The sequence below is a fragment of the Paraliomyxa miuraensis genome, from assembly GCF_026337845.1.
Classification (GTDB): domain Bacteria; phylum Myxococcota_A; class Polyangia; order Nannocystales; family Nannocystaceae; genus Paraliomyxa; species Paraliomyxa miuraensis.
The window spans coordinates 37,822-57,054 of record NZ_JAOVZF010000151.1; the positions used below are offsets into that span (position 1 = coordinate 37,822).

At 70.0% G+C, this 19,233-nt stretch carries 16 protein-coding genes; 8 read left to right on the plus strand and 8 right to left on the minus strand.

All coding sequences use genetic code 11. From position 1 onward, the window contains the following. Positions 1–4 precede the first annotated feature (4 nt). Both OEB96_RS18230 and OEB96_RS18235 read left to right on the plus strand, forming a co-directional pair. Complete coding sequence (locus tag OEB96_RS18230) at positions 5–700, plus strand: cupin domain-containing protein (protein WP_266217360.1); 696 nt, start codon at positions 5–7, stop codon at positions 698–700. A gap of 12 nt (positions 701–712) precedes the next feature. Continuing rightward, positions 713–1,264, plus strand: coding sequence for a hypothetical protein (locus tag OEB96_RS18235; protein ID WP_266217362.1), 552 nt, complete (start codon positions 713–715; stop codon positions 1,262–1,264). Positions 1,265–1,292: 28 nt separating this feature from the next. On the opposite strand, the gene OEB96_RS18240 is transcribed toward OEB96_RS18235, so the two are convergent. From OEB96_RS18240 to OEB96_RS18275, 8 genes are all read right to left on the minus strand, one after another. Beyond that, complete coding sequence (locus OEB96_RS18240; RefSeq protein ID WP_266217363.1) at positions 1,293–4,388, minus strand: efflux RND transporter permease subunit; 3,096 nt, start codon at positions 4,386–4,388, stop codon at positions 1,293–1,295. Continuing rightward, on the minus strand, positions 4,388–5,956 hold the full coding sequence (locus tag OEB96_RS18245; protein WP_266217365.1) for an efflux RND transporter periplasmic adaptor subunit: 1,569 nt from the start codon (positions 5,954–5,956) through the stop codon (positions 4,388–4,390). The genes OEB96_RS18240 and OEB96_RS18245 overlap by 1 nt, the downstream gene beginning before the upstream one ends. An 8-nt stretch (positions 5,957–5,964) precedes the next feature. Continuing rightward, entirely contained in the window at positions 5,965–7,194 is a 1,230-nt protein-coding gene (locus tag OEB96_RS18250) for a TolC family protein (protein WP_266217366.1), read from the minus strand. A gap of 110 nt (positions 7,195–7,304) precedes the next feature. After that, positions 7,305–7,751: a hypothetical protein gene (locus OEB96_RS18255; RefSeq protein WP_266217368.1), complete on the minus strand. Its 447-nt coding sequence runs from the start codon at positions 7,749–7,751 to the stop codon at positions 7,305–7,307. 101 nt (positions 7,752–7,852) lie between these two features. Next, the gene (locus OEB96_RS18260) at positions 7,853–9,448 is read right to left on the minus strand and encodes a serine/threonine-protein kinase (protein WP_323137414.1); all 1,596 of its coding nucleotides are present in this window, start codon (positions 9,446–9,448) and stop codon (positions 7,853–7,855) included. Then, positions 9,342–10,289, minus strand: a complete 948-nt coding sequence (locus OEB96_RS18265; RefSeq protein WP_266217370.1) for a hypothetical protein — start codon at positions 10,287–10,289, stop codon at positions 9,342–9,344. Before OEB96_RS18265 ends, OEB96_RS18260 begins: the two co-directional genes overlap by 107 nt. Positions 10,290–10,625: 336 nt before the next feature. Further along, positions 10,626–11,534: a hypothetical protein gene (locus OEB96_RS18270; RefSeq protein ID WP_266217372.1), complete on the minus strand. Its 909-nt coding sequence runs from the start codon at positions 11,532–11,534 to the stop codon at positions 10,626–10,628. Between the two features lie 140 nt (positions 11,535–11,674). Next, complete coding sequence (locus OEB96_RS18275) at positions 11,675–12,142, minus strand: thioredoxin family protein (RefSeq protein WP_266217374.1); 468 nt, start codon at positions 12,140–12,142, stop codon at positions 11,675–11,677. Positions 12,143–12,253: 111 nt separating this feature from the next. Between OEB96_RS18275 and OEB96_RS18280 the strand changes: the two genes are divergently transcribed. From OEB96_RS18280 to OEB96_RS18305, 6 genes are all read left to right on the plus strand, one after another. Further along, a complete protein-coding gene (locus OEB96_RS18280) occupies positions 12,254–12,841 on the plus strand; it encodes a Uma2 family endonuclease (protein WP_266217376.1) in 588 nt (195 codons plus the stop codon). 17 nt (positions 12,842–12,858) lie between these two features. Next, positions 12,859–14,931, plus strand: a complete 2,073-nt coding sequence (locus OEB96_RS18285; RefSeq protein ID WP_266217377.1) for a serine/threonine-protein kinase — start codon at positions 12,859–12,861, stop codon at positions 14,929–14,931. A 61-nt stretch (positions 14,932–14,992) separates the two neighbouring features. Further along, positions 14,993–15,472 carry a hypothetical protein gene (locus tag OEB96_RS18290; protein WP_266217379.1) on the plus strand — a complete coding sequence of 160 codons (480 nt, stop codon included), beginning with the start codon at positions 14,993–14,995 and terminating at the stop codon, positions 15,470–15,472. Positions 15,473–15,613: 141 nt separating this feature from the next. Beyond that, the gene (locus tag OEB96_RS18295; protein WP_266217381.1) at positions 15,614–16,216 is read left to right on the plus strand and encodes a response regulator transcription factor; all 603 of its coding nucleotides are present in this window, start codon (positions 15,614–15,616) and stop codon (positions 16,214–16,216) included. Beyond that, complete coding sequence (locus OEB96_RS18300) at positions 16,216–17,427, plus strand: ATP-binding protein (protein ID WP_266217382.1); 1,212 nt, start codon at positions 16,216–16,218, stop codon at positions 17,425–17,427. Before OEB96_RS18295 ends, OEB96_RS18300 begins: the two co-directional genes overlap by 1 nt. Beyond that, positions 17,424–19,223 (plus strand): hybrid sensor histidine kinase/response regulator, encoded by a 1,800-nt coding sequence (locus tag OEB96_RS18305; RefSeq protein WP_266217384.1) that lies wholly within the window; start codon positions 17,424–17,426, stop codon positions 19,221–19,223. The genes OEB96_RS18300 and OEB96_RS18305 overlap by 4 nt, the downstream gene beginning before the upstream one ends. Positions 19,224–19,233: the final 10 nt, after the last annotated feature.

A 19,233-nucleotide genomic window follows, 5' to 3' on the forward strand; every position in this document is an offset into this window, starting at 1 on the left:
GGGCGTGAGCGATCACGTCTCCTTGCGGGCCGATCCTTGCGTCCTCGAGATCGTGCACACCGACGTCATGCCGTGGAGCGCCAGTCCCAGTCCCGGGGTGGAGCGCAAGCGGTTGTCGCTGTCCGGACCGGTGGAGGCAGGCCGGGTGACCTCGGTCTTGCGCTACGCGGCCGGCAGCCGGTTTCCGTTGCACCCGCACCCCGACGGCGAGGAGATCCTCGTGCTGCGCGGGGTGTTCTCCGACGAGCGTGGTGATCACCCGGCGGGCACCTATCTGCTCAACCCCGAGGGCTACTGCCACGCGCCCCGCTCCGACGCGGGCTGCGAGCTGTTCGTGAAGCTTCGCCAGTATCCGGGCCCGGGGCGCACGCAGGTTCGCGTCGAGCTGCGGCAAGCGGCGTGGGAGCCGTATGCCGTGGCTGGTGTCTGGCGCCAGCCGCTCTACGCGGAGCCCGAGCACCCCGAGGCGATGCACGTCTTGCGCGTGGACGCGGGCGCCGAGATCCCCACCGTCACCCTCGACGGAGGCGAGGAGCTGCTGGTGCTCGAGGGCACGTTCCACGACGAGCACGGCGCCTACCGACCCGGGAGCTGGGTTCGCTACCCGGCCGGGACCCGACATACGCCTCGCACGACCACCGGCTGTCGACTCTACGTGAAGAAGGGACACCTGGGCGCGGTTCCGGCCGTGGGGATGTGATAGAGCACTCGCATGAACGCGAGCGAGTGGAGCTGGCTGAAGGAGCACGCCTCGGAGCTCGGAGCGATGCCCGCCGAGGAGGCGAGCGAGGCGCTGAGCACCGCGCTGGCCGCGATCGACGAGCGCCTGGGGGTCGAGATCACCGACCACGACGGCGCGCGTGAGGTGGTGGTGACCGCCGGCGGTGACGTGGACGCATTCGAGCTGGTCCGTCACATGGTCGCGACGGCGCCCTCGCTGGCCGGCTGGACGTTCGTGGCGCTGCGACCGGCCCAGGGCTTCGACTTCGAGGTGGACGCGGGCGGGCTGGTGTTCGACGCCAAGGCGCTCTCGTTCCAGCCGCTGACCGCCGACGAGGCGCCGACGCTGCCGGCCATTCGATTGCTGGTGCCCAACCCCGGCCTCGACGACTGGTCGGAGCTGGGCCTGCGGATCATCGAGCGCGGCATCGGAGAAGAGGCCGCCGCTCGCATCGCCTACCTCGAGATCGGCAAGCGCGAGGACGACTCGGAGAACGTGTTTGCGATCGAGTCCCTCGGCGGCTGGCTCGAGCGGCACGCCTGACCGGTGGGAGCGGTCGGGGTGCCTGCGGTCAGTCTCCCGGCTCCGCGGGCAGGCGTGCGCCGAAGACCGCGTACAGCACGGGGAGCACGAGCAGCGTCGCGAGCGTGGACGTGATCATCCCTCCCACCACCACGGTCGCCAGCGGGCGCTGCACCTCGGCGCCGATGCCGGTGTTGAACGCCATCGGGACGAAGCCGAGCGCTGCGACCATCGCGGTCATGAGCACGGGTCGCAGGCGGGTTGCCGCCGCCTCCTCGATCGCCTCGAGCGGGGCGCGTCCCCGTCGCCGCAGCTGCATCACATAGGAGACGAGCACCATGTCGCCCAGCACGGCCACTCCGCAGAGGGCGACGAAGCCGACGCCGGCCGAGATCGAGAACGGCATGTCTCGCAGCCACAGCGCGACGATTCCTCCGACCGCGCCGAACGGGACGCCCGTGAGCACGCGCAGCGCGTCGGCCGTGCGACCGTAGGTGAGGTGGAGCAGCGCGAAGATCGACAGCAGCGCGATGGGAACCACGAACAGCAAGCGCTCGCGGGCGCGCTCGAAGTGCTCGAATTGCCCTCCGAGGGTCGTGTAGTAGCCTCCTGGCAGGTCGACGCCGTCCAGCGCGTGCCGAACGTCCTCGACGAACGAGCCGACGTCACGACCGCGTACGTTCGCCTGGATCACGATCCGTCGCTTGGCCCACTCGCGCTGCACCGTCGAAGGACCTTCGACCACCTCGATGTCGGCGACGGCCGACAGGGGAACCTGAGCGCCGCCCTCGGTGCGGATCAGCACCTGGCCAATACGCTCCGCGGAGCTGCGCGCGTCGTCTCCGAGCCGCAGCACGAGATCGAAGCGGCGCTGATCCTCGATCACCTGGCCCATCGTGCGGGTCCCGAGCGACTCGACGACCTCCAGGATCTCGCCCACCGGAACGCCGTAGCGCCCGGCGGCCTGGCGATCGACCTCGATGACCAGCATGGCCTGTCCGGTGAGCTGCTCGACCGTGACGTCGGCTGCGCCGGGGATCTCTTCGACGGCCCGGCGGATCTCGTCGGCCTTGTCGCGCAGCTGGTCGAAGTCGTCGCCGAACAGCTTGATGCCGACGTCGGAGCGGATCCCGGCGATCATCTCGTTGACCCGCATCTCGATCGGCTGCGTGAAGACGCTGCGCATGCCGGGCATGCCCTCGAGCGTCGCGCTCATGGCCTCGACCAGCTCGTCCTGCGTGTGGGCCGTCTGCCACTGGTCGCGGGGCCGCAGGGTGATGAAGACGTCGGAGACCTCGAGCCCCATCGGGTCGGTCGCGACCTCGGCCGTCCCCGTGCGGGTCCAGACGTGCGCGATCTCGCCGGGGTGACGCTCGAGCAGGCGTCGCTCGATCTGGGTGCCGTAGCGCACCGACTCGTCGAGCGACACGCCGGCCATGCGCACGGTGTTGATGACGATCGCCTGCTCGCGAAGGCGTGGCACGAACTCGGAGCCGAAGCGAGTGGCGAGCAGCGCGGCGCCGAGCACCGCGAGGCCCGCGACCGTCAGCACGAGCGTGCGGTGCTCGAGGGCCCGGCCGAGGACGCGCCGATAGCCGCCCTCGAGCCAGCCCCAGCCCCAGCCGCGGCGCTCGGCGTGCCGCTTGCCCTTGCGCTCGTCCCGGCCCTTGCGCAGGGCGTAGCTCGCGAGCACCGGCATCAGGGTCACGGAGAGGATCATCGAGCCCGCGAGCGCGAACACCACCGTGAGGGCCATCGGCCGAAACAGCTGACCCTCGACGCCCTCGAGCGTGAGGATCGGGAGGTACACGATGGCGATGACGAGCTCACCGAAGAGCGTGGGCTTGCGGACCTCCACTGCGGCATCGCGCACGATCTCGCGCACGCTGCGGTCCGAGTCATCCTCGTCCAGCCGCCGCGTCGCGTTCTCCACCATGATGACCGAGCTGTCGACGACCAGGCCGAAGTCGATGGCGCCCAGGCTCATGAGGCTGCCCGCGATCCCGAAGCGCAGCATGGCGTCGAAGGCGAACAGCATCGACAGCGGAATCGCCAGCGCGACGATGAGTCCCGCGCGGAGGCTGCCGAGGAACGCGAACAACACCGCAACGACCAGGAGCGCGCCCTCGAGCAGGTTGTCCCGCACGGTCTTCAGCACCTCGTCGACGAGGTCGGTGCGGCTGTAGACCTGGGTCAGCTCGACCCCCTCGGGGAGCCCACGCCGCACCTCTTGCAGGCGCGCCTCGAGCTTGCGCGTCAGCTCGCGGCTGTTCTCGCCCATGAGCATGAACCCGAGGCCCAGCACGGCCTCGCCTCGGCCCTGGTAGGTGACGGCACCGCGGCGGATCTCGTGGCCTTCGCGGACCTGCGCCACGTCGCGCAGGTGGATCGGCGTACCGTCGACCGTGGCGATCACCATGGTCTCGAGGTCGGCGATGCCCGTGACCAGCCCCTGGCCCAAGATGAGCTGCGCCTCTCCGGCCTGGTCGAGCACGCCGCCCCCCGCATTGCGGTTGCCCTGTCGCAGCACGCGCGCCACGTCGTCCAGGGTCAGCGCGTGCTTGACGAGGCGCGGGGGCTCGACGATGACGTGATACTGCTTCTCGTGGCCGCCCCAGGTGTTGATCTCGGCGACTCCCGAGACCTGCACCATCTGCGGTCGAATGACCCAGTGATGCAGCGTGCGAAGCTCCTGCGTCGACAGCGTCTCGCTGTGCAGCACGTACTGGAACACCTCGCCGAGGCCGGTGGAGACCGGACCGAGGGCCGGGCGTCCGACGCCCTCGGGGAGCTCCGCGGTGGCGAGCCGCTCGCTCACCACCTGCCGCGCCAGGTAGATGTCGGTGTCCCCCTCGAAGATCGCCGTGACCTGCGAGAACCCGAACTTGGAGATCGAGCGCACCTCGGTGAGCCCGGGCAGACCGGAGATCGCCTGCTCGACCGGAAAGGTGATCTGTCGCTCCACCTCGAGCGGAGACAGGGCCGGCGCCGTGGTGTTGACCTGCACCTGCACCGGCGTCGTGTCGGGAAAGGCGTCGAACGGCAGACGCGAGAGGCTCGCGAGACCCACGAGCGCGAGCACGGCCGTGGCCAGCAGGACGAGCGGGCGGTAGCGCAGGCACAGATCGATGAGGCGCGTCAGCATCAGTCGCCTCCTGGGGGCTCGACCTCGCAGCAGCCCGCACCGATGCTGCCTGGCATGATCTCGGTGCGCAGGAGCACGGCACCGGTCGTCACCACCGCATCGCCCACCTCGACGCGGCCTTCCACCGCGACGCGCTCGCCGTCGCCACGGCGCTCGACCAGCCTCGGCTCGTAGACGCCCGGTGCCGTGCGCACGAACACCACCTCGTGCTCTCCGACCCGCTGCACGGCGGACCTGGGGACGGACACGGTGGTCTTGGGGGCGCCGGTCTCGATGCGGGCACGCGCAAACTGATTGGCACGCAGGCGAGCCTCGGGATTGGGCACCTCGGCGCGCGCCGTGACCGTGCGGGTTCGCGGGTCCACCTCGGCGGCGAGCCACGTCAGCTCTCCTTCGAGGGGATCGTCGACCCCCTCGAGCATGACGATGACCCGCTGTCCCAGCGCGACGCTCGAGGCATGGCGCTCCGGGACGTCACAGAGCGCCCACATGACCGAGGTGTCGGCAATGGTGGCGAGCGACTCGCTCTCCGTGGCGAGCATGCCGACGAGCGCGGGTCGGCGTACGACGGTGCCGGCGAGGGGGGCAGACAGGGTGTAGCGCCCCGAGGGCTTGGATTGGGCGGCGCCCGCCATGCGCAGGGTGGTCTGTGCGGTGCGCACCTCGGTTCGTGCGAGCTCCAGCTCTTGCTCGGCGAGCTCGACCTGCCTGGCCGAAGCGATGTCACTCGCTCGGAGCGCGCGCTGCCGGTCGAGGTTGGCCTGGGCCGTACGGACTCGCTCTTGCGCGGCTTGTAGCGATCCCTGGATCTCTCCCACGCGGGTGCTCTCGAGCTCGAACAGCGGAGCACCGCGCTCGACGTTCGCGCCCAGCTCGGCCCGGATGCGCCGCACGATGCCGGGAACGATGGCGCGAACGTCCGCCACCGCGTCGGCATCGAATGCGATCCGTGCGGTGCACTCGATCGCCGCCGAGGTCTGCTCACGCTCGGCCGCGACGGTCTGGATGCCCGCGGAGCGCTCGATGTCGGGCGAAAGGAAGCGCACCACCCGAGCCTCGATGGCCGCCTGCTCCGCGCCTTCGGGGGGCGCTTGCGGATTGCACACGGGGCAGCTCGACTCGGGAAAGCCGTGCTCGTCGCAGAAGTCGCCGGCGGCACGAAATTCGGCCACGAGCGAGGGGTTGCACTTGCTGCACTTGGACTCGGGTAGCCCATGCTCCACGCACCAGTCGGCGGCGCTCGGCTCTGCCTTCCCGGGTGGTGGCCGGGGATTGCAGACGGGACACGCCGACTCGGGGAAGCCGTGCTCCTCGCACCAGTCGCCCGCCGCCTGGAACTCGGGAATGAGCGAGGGATTGCACCGAGTGCACTTGGACTCGGGTAGCCCATGGCCGGCACACCAATCGGCGACCGGGGGCGGCGTTGGAGCCAGCTCCGGCCGGGCGGTGGTCTCGGCCGTGGGGCGCTCGGCCGTCGGCGGGGCATCGCGCCGCTCGTCGCAGGCACCCAGCCCGAGCACGACGACGGCGATGGTGACGACGAGCCCCAGCAGCGATGCGTGGTGCATGGATCGTCTCATCGGAGTGCTCCCGTGCTCGCCGCCAGCTCGACGCGAGCGGTGGCCGCTCCGAGCAGGAGCTCGGCATGGTCGAGCTTGGCCTGTACGAGCTCGCGGCGAACGGCCAGCAGCTCGGGCAGCGGGATCGCACCGGCTTCGTAGCTGGCGGTCGCCAGCTGCTCGGAGCGCTCGAGCGCGCCCAGGCCCTCTTGCTCGAAGCGGCGCGCCGCGTCGCTCAGGGTCTGGACCGTCGCTTCCGCCGTCTCGATCTCGACCGCCGCGGTGCTCGCCGCGGCATCGAGCTCGGTGCGCAGCCGCTCGGCTCGGGCCCGGGCGACCGCGGTGGTGCCCTGGCCGCGGTCGAACACCGGCAGCGCGACCGTGAGCGTGCCTCGAACGACGTCGGCCGCGTCGTCGCGGGCGTAGCCCGCCCCCACGGCGATGTTCGGCACCCGGCCGGCCCGGCCGAGATCCACGTCGGCCTCGGCCCGCCGGACGTTGGCACGCAGCGCCCGTAGATCGGGCCGGTCGCCGAGGTCGGGCTCGGGCACGTCGAGGACACCGAGCCGACGGAGGTCGCCCCGACAGACGAGCTCGGTCGCAGCCTCGATGCCCAGCAGCGCCTTGAGGCGACCCTCGGCCTGGGTGAGCGCTGCCCTCGCTCGCTCGACGTCGCCCCGCGCCCGAGCCGTGGCCACCGCCGACACCGTCGGCTCGAGCCCGCCCGCGTCACCCACCTCGTGCCGGCGCGTCGCGACGTGGGCGATGCTCTTGGCGATGCGCAGATCCTCCTGCGCGAGCTCCACGCGCCGCTCCCAGTAGAGCGCCGCGACGAAGGCGAGGCCCACGTCGCGGAGGAGCCGGCGCCGTGCATCCTCGCCGTGCGCCGTCCCGGCCTCGGCACCGGCGCGGGCCGCCGCCACCCGATCCCCGCGCTGTCCTCCGAGCTCGAGCCACTGCTGCACCCCGATCGACCAGTCCAGCAACGTTCCGTCGGAACGAACGCGTGGGCCCGCCGTCCCCGTGAGCTGCGGGTTGAAGCGTCGGACCGCGGCCGCATCCACCTCGCGCTCGGCCTCGCGAGCGCGAGCACGGGCGGCCGCGAGCGCGGGTGAGTGCTCGCGGGCGAGCGCGAGGGCTCCGTCGTATGTGAGCTCGACGATCGACGGTGGTCGTTCTTGCGCGGCGGCAGACGTGGTCCACAGCGATGCGGCGAGGAGGAGGCCGATCAGCCTCGTTCGGTCCATGGCAACACTCCCTCTCGGGCCCTCCGGGAGCCCTCACGAGGCGAGGCCGCGTACCCCAGTGACGAAGGGGACGCGGGCTCGCCGACCCAAACCAATGCGAGCGCGTGGTTTCAGGTCGAGGAGCGAGGGGGTCGAAAGACGCCGGTCTGGGCACCGCTCGCCGGAGCATCCACCGGTGCGAGCGCGCGCAAGGAGCTGCACGAGGTCGTGAACGACGTCGCCGGGAACGAGAGCACCGCCATGGCGACCCCCAGGCAGCAGCCGCAGCTCGGGCAGTCGTCGGGGCACTCGTCTTCGCCGGGCTCGTCGTCGCTGGGGTCGTCGTCGATCGGTTCGTCGGTGTCGCGCCGGGGTGCGGCTTCTCCGGGCTCGTCGCCCGGGTCCGCGTCGGCATCGCCGACCACTTCATCACAGGGACACGAAATGCCGCAGGGCTTGGTGACGGCCGCGAACGCAGCCGAGCCACCGAGCCCAGCCGGACCGAAGAACACGCACACCACCAGCAGCCACGAGGCTGCCACGCGCAGGGCATGGGTGATGGCGAGAGCGCGTGGCACGACCGGTGCACATCCTATCAACAAACGCTTCGAGGGCAGAAGGCGACCGTCGAAGTGGGGCGAAAGTGGGGCGAGAGCTGGCGAAAGCCGAGGAACCGGGGCTACGCCGCCTCCGGCGGCGAGGTGTCGTGCTGTCGCCGCCGTGGCGCGTCGGGGTCGCGAGCGCGGTCGAATTCCAGCTCGGCTCGCGAGACCAACGGGAGCCGGCGGGCCTGGTCGTCGAGGTTTTGGTGGATCACCGTCAGCTCGCCGAGGACCTCCGCGAGGTGGGCGGCGGTGGGACGGCCCTCGGGGTCCAGGCGCAGGCACGAGCGAATGACCTCGCGCATCCCCAGCGGCACGCGCTCGAGATCGACGTCGAGCTCCGACGGCAGCGCGCGGCCCTCGGCCACCATGATCACGGGTGGCTCGGCAAACGGGCGCTCGCCCGTGAGCAGCTGATGGGCCAGCACGCCAAAGCTGAACACGTCGGCGGCGGGGCTGATGAGCGGGGGCTCGAGTGCCAGCTCGGGAGCCATGAACACCGGGGTCCCCACGATGCAGCCCGCCTGCGTGAGCGGCGAGCTGGGCTCCCACAGCTCGAGCTCGCGGATCTCTTCCCTGCGCAGCGGGCGAGTCGAGTCGTCGCGCGCGTCGCCCTCGGTGAGGCGCAGGTTGGGCGTGCGGACGGCGGTGGTGTCGTGTTGGGCCAACACCGCATCGGAGGCACGCTCCCGCAGCTGTGCGTCGAGCAGGCGACGGGTACCCGGATCGATGCTGGCCGACTGGATGACCGGCATGTACACATGGGAGTCGTCGGGTCGCAGATCTTCGATCGCCGTGCCCTTGACATCGAGCGCGCGCGAGATCCCGAAGTCGGTGATCTTGACCTGCAGGCCGCCATCCTCGCGCGTCAGCAGCAGCACGTTGGCCGGCTTCAGATCGCGGTGCACGACCCCGATCGAGTGCAAGGCACAGAGCCCCTGGGCCACCTGCGACAGCACGTCGAGGGCCCAGTCGATGTCGCGGCCGAAGCCCTCCTTGTGCTCGGCGAGCGAGGGGCCGTCGACGTGCTCCATCACCACGAACAGGAAGCCTCGCGCAGGGTCGATGTCCACGTCGATCAAGGCGACGACGTTGGGATGATCGACCTTGGTGGCGATCTCGGCCTCGCGGGCCAGGCGAGCCAGACCCCAGGCGTCGCTCTGCATCGTGACCTTGAGCGCCAGGAGCATCTCGTCGGTCTGGCGCAGCACCGCATACACCACGCCCATGCCCCCCGCGCCCAGCTCGTACATCACGCGGTAGCGTCCGGCCACCAGCTCGCCCGCCTGGAGCCGGAGCTGCGGCGTGGCCTCGTTGCGCGTGCCGAGCTGGCTGAGCATGCTGAACAGCTGCTTGCTGCGGTGGCTCATCTGCTCGCGCAGCCGCTGGTTGAGGGCCTCCACCTCGTGCTGCTTGGTCTCCAGCGCCTCCACCCGTCGGGCGAGCTGCTGGTTCAAGAGGTTGGCATGGTCGAGCACGTCGATGTGCTCGCGCGCGAGCTGCATGGCGTTCAACACCGCGAACATCCCCAGGCCGAAGCACGCCGCCCGCGCCCCGCCGAGCGGCTCACCCAGGCCGAACCACGCCACACCATCGAAGGCCGCGGTGAAGCCCAGCACCAGCCACTGGGCCAGGAACACCCCCGCGCCGCGGGGGCGCCCGGGGTGACGCATCAGGCGAATGCCCAGCACCACCTGGTAGACCACCACCGCGGCGAGGAACACGACGACGGCCTTGCCGCCGACGAGGGTGAGCCAGTGCGGATCGATGCTGACCACCGGCCGTGAGCCCGGCCGCGATCGACCATGGCCACGTTCGCAGCCGACCGAGCACGTCGCCGAACTCGAGGTGCGAGAACCTGACCGCCGCGAACAGGGCGAGCGCGAGGAGGATCGCGACCAGCAACGTGTCGTAGGCGCCGACCCCGATCTGGCTGTAGCCCGAGACGTGCAGGGGATAGTAGGCGGCCGACAGCAGCTGGACCGAGAACCATAGATAGCCGCGGCGGGAGCGGTCGGCCAGGAACACCCACAGCGACATCGAGCCGATGAGCAGCAGCGCCGCCATGGAGGCCACGGCGCCGAAGTCGTTCACCACCACGATCGCGAGCGCGTGCGCGCCCGGCCGCTGCGCGGGATGGAGCTGCGGCACCGTGCCCATCCATGCGCTCTGCGTCCAGCGGTGCTCGACCCGCAGCTCGAGCCGCACCGGGCCGTCGCCCTCGGGCCGCGGCGGCAGGTGCCACACGTGCGGTCCGGCGTGGCGGTAGGCCTCGATCGGCTCCACCTGCACCGCAGTGGCGAGCTGGCCGTCGACGCGAAGCTCGGTGAGGCCCTCGAAGTGAGGGATGACCAGGCTGGCCTCCAAGCCCGGGAGCGCCTCGCGAGGGACCTCGGTGCGCAGTGTATAGCGCACGTCCGCACGGGGGAGGTATGCGTCGAGGTGCGAAGGGAGCTGTACCTCCACGGGACGATGGCTCGCGTCGTCCTGCACCTCGAGGGTCCATCGCGACAAGGGAACGGAGGATTCCGACCCGCACGCAGGCAACCACAGCAACGCTGTGATCAGCAGCCAAGCGCGCCAGACCACCCCCATGGAGAATCCCTTGCCCCATCGTAGACCGATGGGCACGACGGGGGGAGCCCTCGATGATGGTGAGCGACGATGGGGTCGCGTGAGCACGCGGTCGGATGCACTGCACCTCTTGATCGAGCGATCGATGAGCGCCGAGCGATTTCGAGGATACGGCTCATCTTGGGACGCCCGCTCGCTTGCGATGAAGGAGCACGAACACGCTAAGGGCTTGTCTTACAGAGACTCGCCTCGAGCGACGCTCTGTCGTGGATCGACTCAGTGGTGGTGCTCGGGCGGGCGCATGTCGAACGTGGCGCTCATGCCGATCAGCGCGACGAATGGCCACTCGAGCTGTCCGCCCTGGGACCACGTAGCATAGGGGATCTTGCCGAGCAGGTGGAGCTGCCAGCGCGGCGCGGGCACGAAGAACAGCCCCGCGGTGGCGAGGAGACTGGTGCGGCCGCTGTTGCGCGCGGCGACGCCAGACCACCGTGCGGGCGTCTCGAAGAACACCTCGGGCTGCACCAGGAACGACCAGCGCTCGAGCCCCAGCCCCGACCATGCGCCCACGCCTCCCACCACGGTGGTGGTTCCCCGATAGCCATACTGATTGGCGTAGAGCGCCGAGCGAGCCATGGTCCATCCCACCAAGGACCACCGATCGAACGCGACGTTGGTGTCGAATCCGATCATGGGATCCACGGTGCCGCTGCCGAAGAACATGTGCTGGTGCTGCTGGCCGTGGGCGCCCAGCACGAACGGATCGGGCTCGATGTTGCCCGTGGGTAGCGACACGCCCGTGCGCAGGGCGAGCGTCCAGCGGGGCACGTCGGTGGGGAGCACCGCGCCCACCCTGATCCCGGCGAGGAGATCTCCCACGCCCGCGATGGTCTCGTCGCGGTGGTGGATGCTCTGCACCCCGGGGAGCACCTGCCCATCACCGTCGAGGAAGGTGGCGTCGATGATGGTGGCACGGACCGGCAGCATCAGCTCGATCGCGAAGCGACGGCTCACCCCCAGCTGCGCATCGAGGTCCCACTCGAGCATGCCGATGTCGAGCACGTGCTCGGCCGGCTGCCGAGCGAGCGGGAGGTCGGGCTCGCGCTGGTCGGGCTCGACGTCGTGCGAGGCGTGCACGAACGAGCCGAGCATCGAGAACCCCAGGCGGACCCGGCCTCGCTCCATCGGTCGTTGATAGGCGGTCGTACCTCCACCCGGGAGGTTGGGGTTGCTTCACCCCGCTCACGGGCTGGCGCGTGCGATGGCCGCGGGGCCGAGCGCGAGGACGAGGCTCGCGCCCAGCGCCAGGATGATGCGTGCGTGCTTCACTTGCGGCTCCCCCTCTCGATGGCTTGGTCGAGCGCGTCGAGCTTCAGGCCGGAGATCTTGGCGACCTCCTTGCCGCCGACCCCGAACACCACGACATAGGGCAGGGTGGGTGCATAGCGAAGGTGGGTCTTGGCCACCTCGCTGTCCCAGTCGACCACGTCGATCTTGCGCACGGCCACGTCGCCCCGGGTCGCGAGCACCTGCGCGAGGTGACGGTCGACTTCCTTGCACGGCTTGCACCACTGGGCATGGAAGTCGAACACGGTCACCTTCCCGGCGACGAGGTGTTCGCTCAGCTCGACGTGGGTGCCCCTGGAAATCTCCTGCACGTCGGGCACCGCCGAAGGCGGCACGACGGGCGCGTGCGCTTGCGTTGGTGTGGTTCGACAGCCGAGGCTCGCGGGCGTCGCGAGCAGGGGCGTGGCGACCACGAGCATGGCGAGCCTTCGACCGGGACTGGTCATCGCGGGCACCAGGGTAGCGCGATGGGCCACGGCCGCGCGATGGGTCCACGGTGCTCCGGCAGCGCCCGGCCCGCCATGCCGCACCGAGATGCGATCTGGTAGCCTTGGAGCATGACCTCGTCCGCCTCGAAGCTCGCGACCGTGGATGAGCTGTTCGCGATCGCAGAAGAGGATCGTCGGCACGAGCTCATCGAGGGAAGCATCGAGCCCAAGGGCGCTGCGTCCGGCAAGCACGGCGCCGCGCAACGCAAGCTCTCCGGACACGTGGAGCCCTTCGATCGCCGCACCGGCGGTCGCTTCCCCGGCGGTTGGTGGTTCGCGACCGAGGTCGACGTCTACTTCGACGAGGCCAACACCTTTCGCCCCGACGTGGTCGGCTGGCGACGCGATCGAGTCTCTGCGCAGCCCGAGGACGTGCTGATCAAGGAGCGGCCGGACTGGGTCTGCGAGATCCTCTCCACCAATCGGCGCAACGATCTCATCAAGAAGAAGCGCGTCTACCACCGTCACGGGGTACCCCACTACTGGATCCTCGACCCCGACGAGGGCACGCTGACCGTCTATCGCTGGACCTCCGATGCCTACCTCGAGATCCTCATTGCCGAGCGGGGCGAGGAGGTTCGCCCGGAGCCGTTCGAGGCGCTCCCGTTGCGGGTGGGTGCCCTGTTCGGCGACGATGATGAAGATTCGGTACCCTGAGGGCCGCTTCCCGCCCCATGCCTGCCGATCGAGCGCCAAGCATCGCGCGCTACCGACTTGCCGAGCGTCTCGGTGCGGGCGGTCTGGGAGTCGTGTACGCGGCCCTCGATCCCGAGCTCGGGCGACGGGTCGCGATCAAGCTGATCCGCATGGGCTCCAGCGATGGCCGCGCCGTGGAGCGCCTCCAGCAAGAGGCCGCGGCGCTCGGGAGGGTGAGCCATCCCCACGTGGTGAGCGTGTTCGACGTGGGGGACTACGATGCGACCCTCGAGACCCGCTGGCCTCGCGACGTGCCGCCCGTGGGCGTGTACATCGTGATGGAGCTGTGCGAGGGCTGCGATCTGTCGACCTGGCTTCGCACCGAGCGCGGTCCCCAAGAGGTGCTGCGCGTGTTCGCGGCCGCGGGCCGGGGCCTTGCGGCGGCCCATGCGGCGGGTGTGATCCACCGCGACTTCAAGCCAGCCAACGTGATGGTCGACGATGGTGGGCGGGTCAAGGTGCTCGACTTCGGCCTGGCGCAGCTGCATGCGGCGGCCCCTTCCACCCTGCAGGACGGGATCGAGGAGGACTCGCGCGAGCTCGGATCCTCCTCGATGACGATGACCGGCACGGTGATGGGCACGCCTGCCTACATGTCCCCCGAGCAGCACGCAGGAGGGCGGGCCGACGAGCGCTCGGATCAGTACGCCTTTTGCGTGGCGCTGACCGAGGCGCTGTGCGGTCGACGACCGTTCTGGGGAGCCACCGTGGCCGAGCTCCACGAGGCCAAGCGCGCGCTACGGCTCGATCCTCGCGTGCGGGAGATCTCCGCCCGCGTGCGCGCCGTGCTCGAGCGCGGCCTGGCGCTGGATCCCGATGCCCGCTGGCCCGACATGGCGGCGTTGCTCGACGCGCTCGAGCCTCCACGCTCGTATGCTGCGTGGTGGGGAGCGGCGGCCGTGGCGGGGGTCGTGGGGCTCTGCGCCTGGGTCACGCTGGGGGCGAGCCGCTCGGACGAGTCGGGCTCGCGGCCTCCGGTCGGGGACGCCAGCGTGGAGCCCGTGGATGGGCGCTCGCCATCGGCCGAGGCCCAGGCGCTGCGCGAGCGTGCCCAGGAGGCCTGGGTGGATCGTGCCGCCGAGGCGAAGCTCCGCGGCGTGGTCGATGCGGTGGCGCCCGAGCCCACGCTGCCCGAGGAACCCTCGCTGGCGGCCGAGGTCTTGCTGTGGCGAGGTCGGCTCGCCGACGACGAGACGGCCGCCGAGCTCTACCGGCGCGCATTCTTCCTGGCGCGCGAGGCCGACGTACCTTCGAGCGCCGCCCGAGCTGCGATCGCCATGACCACTGCCATCGTCGGCGATCACGGCCAGGCGCTGATGGAGTGGACGCGCCACGCATGGGTGGAGATCGAGCGGGGCCCCGAGGATCGCACCGCTGCGATCGAGGTAGCGGTGACCTACGCGTATGGGCGCTCGGTGGTGTTCGAAGACGAGCAGACCGCCGATGCGCTCGAGCTGGCGACCGCGGTGGTGGGCGACCTGCAGCCGGGCGACGGGGCCTTCGTCGCATTCCAGCTGCTCAAGCTCTCGTCGGCCTGGCGTCAGATGGACCACCCCGAGGCGGCGCTCTGGTGGGCGCAGCGAGCCGGGACGCTGCTCGATGGGGTGGCCGCGGCCGACCATCCGCTCCATTCCGATGTCGCGGAAGAGCTCGGCCGCGCGCTCTACATGCTCGATCGCTGCGACGAGGCCATGGCCCACGTCGACCGGGCGCTCGCGGGCTATCTGCTGGCCGGGGACCCCGAGTCGCTCACCCAGGCCGCCCTGATCCGGGAGGTCTCCGCCGCGTGCCTGCAGGAGATGGGGCGGCTCGAGGAGGCGATCGCCGAGTACGGCCATGTGCTCGCGTGGGGCGAGGGCGAGCCGGATGTCACGGTTCCCCAGCTCTGGGCTCGCCTCGAGCGCGCCCGCATGCTGGTGAGGCTGGGACGCGCGGCCGAGGCCGAGGCCGAGTACGAACACGCGCTCGCCATCGTGGACGACCGGGCGACCGACCACTGGATGCGCCGGGAGGCCCGGGAGGAGCTTGCTGCCCTGCGGGGCGAGGGCTAGCCGGCCGACCGTCGGTTGGTGCCCCCGCTCGCTTCCGGGTTTCGCTATGCTGCCGGGGCTCATGTCGGCCAAGGTGGTCTTCGAGGACGACGCCCTGCAGCTTGCGACTTGGTCGCGGGTGTTCATCAATCGCTGGCGGACCGCGGCCACCAAGCGAAGACTGACGATCCTGCGCAGGCATCAGCTCGAGCTCATCGACTCCGTGGACGACCGGCGCATCGCGGTGATCACCATCCTCGAGGACGAGACCGGACTGCTCCCCCCCGCCGACGCGCGCAAGGAAGCCGAGGAGATCGCCAGGATCACCCGCGACGCCGTGATGCTACAGGCGCAGATCGTCGAGGGCCGTGGCTTCGTGGCCGCGGCCCTTAGGGCGGTCCTGGCCGGAGTGGCGCTGGCAGCCCGCGCCCCTCACCCCATCAAGGTGTTCGGCACGCTCGAAGACGGGCTGCCGTGGATCCAGCAGCAGCTGCGCAGGGGCGGGTACCATGACGATGCACGAGGGGTGAGCGAGGTGTTGATCGGGCTGCGCCGTGGTTGAAGGGGCTGGCGGAGCATTTTCGCCCCCATGAGCGTCCATGTGGGCTCGGCTTGCACCTTGGTGTACTGGCAGGCCCGCTCCGGCCTCGCCAAGCCCGAGGAGCGCTGACAGATCTCGGGTTTCCAGCGTACCCTTGCCTCGATGGTCAACGCCTCGTCGACCTACAGAGTCCTCATCGTCGATGACAACGAGGGCATCCACGACGACTTTCGCACCCTCTTGCAGCCGCGTCGTCCGCCCGACGAGCTCGACGCCCTCGCCGCCGAGATCTTCGGCGAAGAAGAAGCCGTGCCAGAGGTCGAGCCCGAGCTACCCACGTACCGCTGCGATTCCGCCTTCCAGGGCTCCGCGGCCCTCGAGACCGTCAAGGATGCGGTGGCCAACGGCGAGTCGTATGCGATGGCGTTCGTGGACATTCGCATGCCACCGGGCTGGGATGGGGTGGAGACCATCCACCGCTTGTGGGCGGTGGATCCCAACATCCAGATGGTGCTGTGCTCGGCCTACTCCGACTACTCGTGGGAGGAGATCGTGCAGAAGCTGGGGGCCTCGGACAAGCTGCTGATGCTGCGAAAGCCGTTCGATGCCAGCTCGGTCAAGCAGATGACCCTGGCCACCACGTCGCGCTGGAATCGTGAGCGTTCGACCCGGGCCCACCTGCGGGAGCTCGAGCTCAAGCTCGAGCGCTGCATGAAGGAGCTGGCCGAGCTGCGCGAGCAACTGGTAGCCAAGGGGGCTCGCTGATGGCCACGGACGCCCGAATCCTCGAAGCCGCGCTGGAGCAGGCGCCCGGCCACATCATCGTCACCGACGACGACATGACGATCCTCTACGTCAATCGCGTCGACCACGGCTACGATCGCAACAAGGTCATCGGCAGCGACTACCGGCACGTGCTGTCGCCCGAGCAGGACCGCAAGGTCCAGGCCGTGCTCGCACGCGCTCGCGCCACCGGCCAACCGCAGCAGTACGAGACATTCGTCGATCCTCCTTCGGGTGAGCGGCAGTGGTATCTCACCCAGATCACCGCGTTCCAGGGGCAAGAAGGCCAGTCAGGCGGAATGATCGCCATCCTCACCGAGATCACCCGCCAGCGCACGGCCGAGCAGCGCGTCGAGACCTTGCGCAAGGAGCTGCTGGAGGCCTCGCACCGCGCTGGAATGGCCGAGATCGCCACGGGGGTGCTCCACAACGTGGGCAACGTGCTCAACAGCGTCAACGTGTCGTCCGAGGCGCTCGAGCACGAGCTCGAGGGCTCTCGCCTGAACCTGCTCGAGCGCGCCGTGGGCCTGCTCGACGAGCACGCCGACGATCTGCCCGCGTTCCTGAGCCGCGATCCTCGCGGCAGCAAGCTGCCCACCCTGCTGCGCAAGGTGAGCGATGAGCTGGGGGCCGAGCGCGACCGGCTGCAGAACGAGCTGACGCGCCTGCGCCGGAATCTGGGGCTCATGCGCTCGATCGTCGAGGCCCAGCAGAACCTGGCCAAGCTCGGCGTCATGGTCGAGCCGGTGCGGCCGATCGAGCTCATCGAGCAGACGCTGTCGATGTTCCAGCTCGATCTCGAGAATCGGGTCATCGAGCTCGACACCGAGATCGCCGATCTCGGGCTGGTGGTGCTCGACAAGCAGAGCGTGATCCAGGTGCTCGCCAACCTCGTGCGCAACTCGATCGAGGCCCTCGAGGTCGTCGAGGGGCGACGCTCGCTCTCGGTGCGCTTGAGCGCCAGCGACGACAAGCTCCACTTCGAGGTCGAGGACAACGGCAGCGGGATCGACCCCGAGCACCTCGGCAAGCTGTTCGACCACGGCTTCTCGACCAAGCCCAACGGTCATGGCTTTGGCCTGCATGCGTCGCTCATCGCGGCACGCACCATGAATGGCTCGCTCGACGCGCACAGCGAGGGGTCCGGCAAGGGCGCTCGCATGTGCCTGACCCTGCCGAGGATCATGCCGTGACCACGTCGCGCTCGAACCAGACCGATCCGCCCATGTCCGGAGGGCGGACGTCCTACCGGATCCTCGTGGTGGACGACAATCCCTCCATCCACGACGACTTCCGGCGGATCTTCGCGGTCGACCGCGCCCGCGACGAAGACCTCGACATGCTCGCAGCCGCGGTGTTCGGGCTCCCCGTGGAGGCCCCTCGCCCCTCGTTCGCGCTCGACCACGTCGATCAGGGCCAGGCCGCGCTCGAGCGGGTGCTCGTGTCCAACGACCAGGGGCAGCCGTATGCTCTGTTGTTCATGGACGTGCGCATGCCGCCGGGCTGGGATGGCCTGGAGGCGGCGCGCCGGGTGCTCGAGGCCGACCCCGACGTGCACGTCGTGCTGTGCACGGCCTATCCGGAGCGACGCTGGAGGCAGCGCGTGGAGGCGCTGCCCGGCCGCGATCGCGTGCTCGTGCTCAAGAAGCCGTTCGACGTGCTGGAGGTCCAGCAGCTCGCGTATGCGCTGTGCGAGAAGTGGCGCTACGCCCGGCGGGATCGCGCGCGCATGAGCGAGCTCGAGACCTCGGTCAACGAGCAGCGCGGGCAGCTCGCGGTGGTCGAGAGCCGCCTGCGCAAGGCCGAGCGCCTCGAGAGCCTGGGGCGCATGGCCGCCGGGCTCTGCCACGAGATCAACAACCCGCTCAGCTACATCGTGACCAGCGCCGAGCTCACGCAGGACCTGCTCGGCGATCTCGATCCTTCGCTCTCACCGAAGACGCGCAGCGAGCTCGACCAGCTCATCGCTGCGATCTCGGTGGGGGCCAACCGCATCACCCGGCTCGTGCGCAACATTCGCTTGTTTGCGCGGCGCAACGATGCCGCCATGGAGGTGGTCGATCTGTCGCTGACCGTCGACACCGCCCTGGCCATGATCCAGCCGCAGCGATATCCCAACGTGGTGATCGAGGTCCGAGCCGCTGGTGCGGCTCCGGCCGCGGGGCGGCGCTTCGAGCTCGAGCAGGTGCTCATCAACCTGGTCGAGAACGCCATGCACGCGATGGAGGGGCAGCACGATCCCGCGCCGCGCATCACCATCACCGCACGAACGGAAGGAGACCTGGTGGCCATCGACGTGGCCGACACGGGGCCCGGCATCGACGAGGCGGTGATCGACTCGATCTTCGATCCGTTCTTCACCACCAAGCCGGTCAACAAGGGCACGGGCTTGGGGCTGAGCATCTGCCACTCGCTCATCGAGGGCATGTCGGGGACGATCGACGTGCGCAACCGAGAGCGGCCCAACCATCTCGGGGGTCATCTCGGGAGCGGTGGCCGAGGCGGCGGTGCCGTGTTCACGGTGCGCCTGCCCCTGGCCACGTCGATTCGGCCCGCTGCGTTCGTGTCCGCGGAGGCCTCTGGCGCGGTGGCCGTGCCACGCCGCGGCCGGATCCTCGTCGTCGACGACGAGCCGTTCATGCGATCCAGCCTCGAGCGCGTGCTCCAGCCGCACGCCGTGACCAGCTGCTCCAGTGTGGAGGACGCGCTGGCGCGGTGCAGCGGCGAGGGCTTCGACGTGATCCTGTGCGACATCATGATGCCGGGCCTGAACGGCTATGACTTCCACCGCCGCCTCGCACAAGAGCGTCCGGGCATGGAGGAGCGGGTCGTGTTCATCACCGGCGGAGCCCTGCGCGACGAGGTTCGCGAGGTCATGGCCCGGGTGCCCAATCGGACGCTCGAGAAGCCGCTCGATGGGCGCGAGCTACGGGCGTTCGTGTCGGCGGAGCTCGAGCGTCTGGCCGTTGCTCGAGCCGCGGCGTCTTGACATGCGTCCG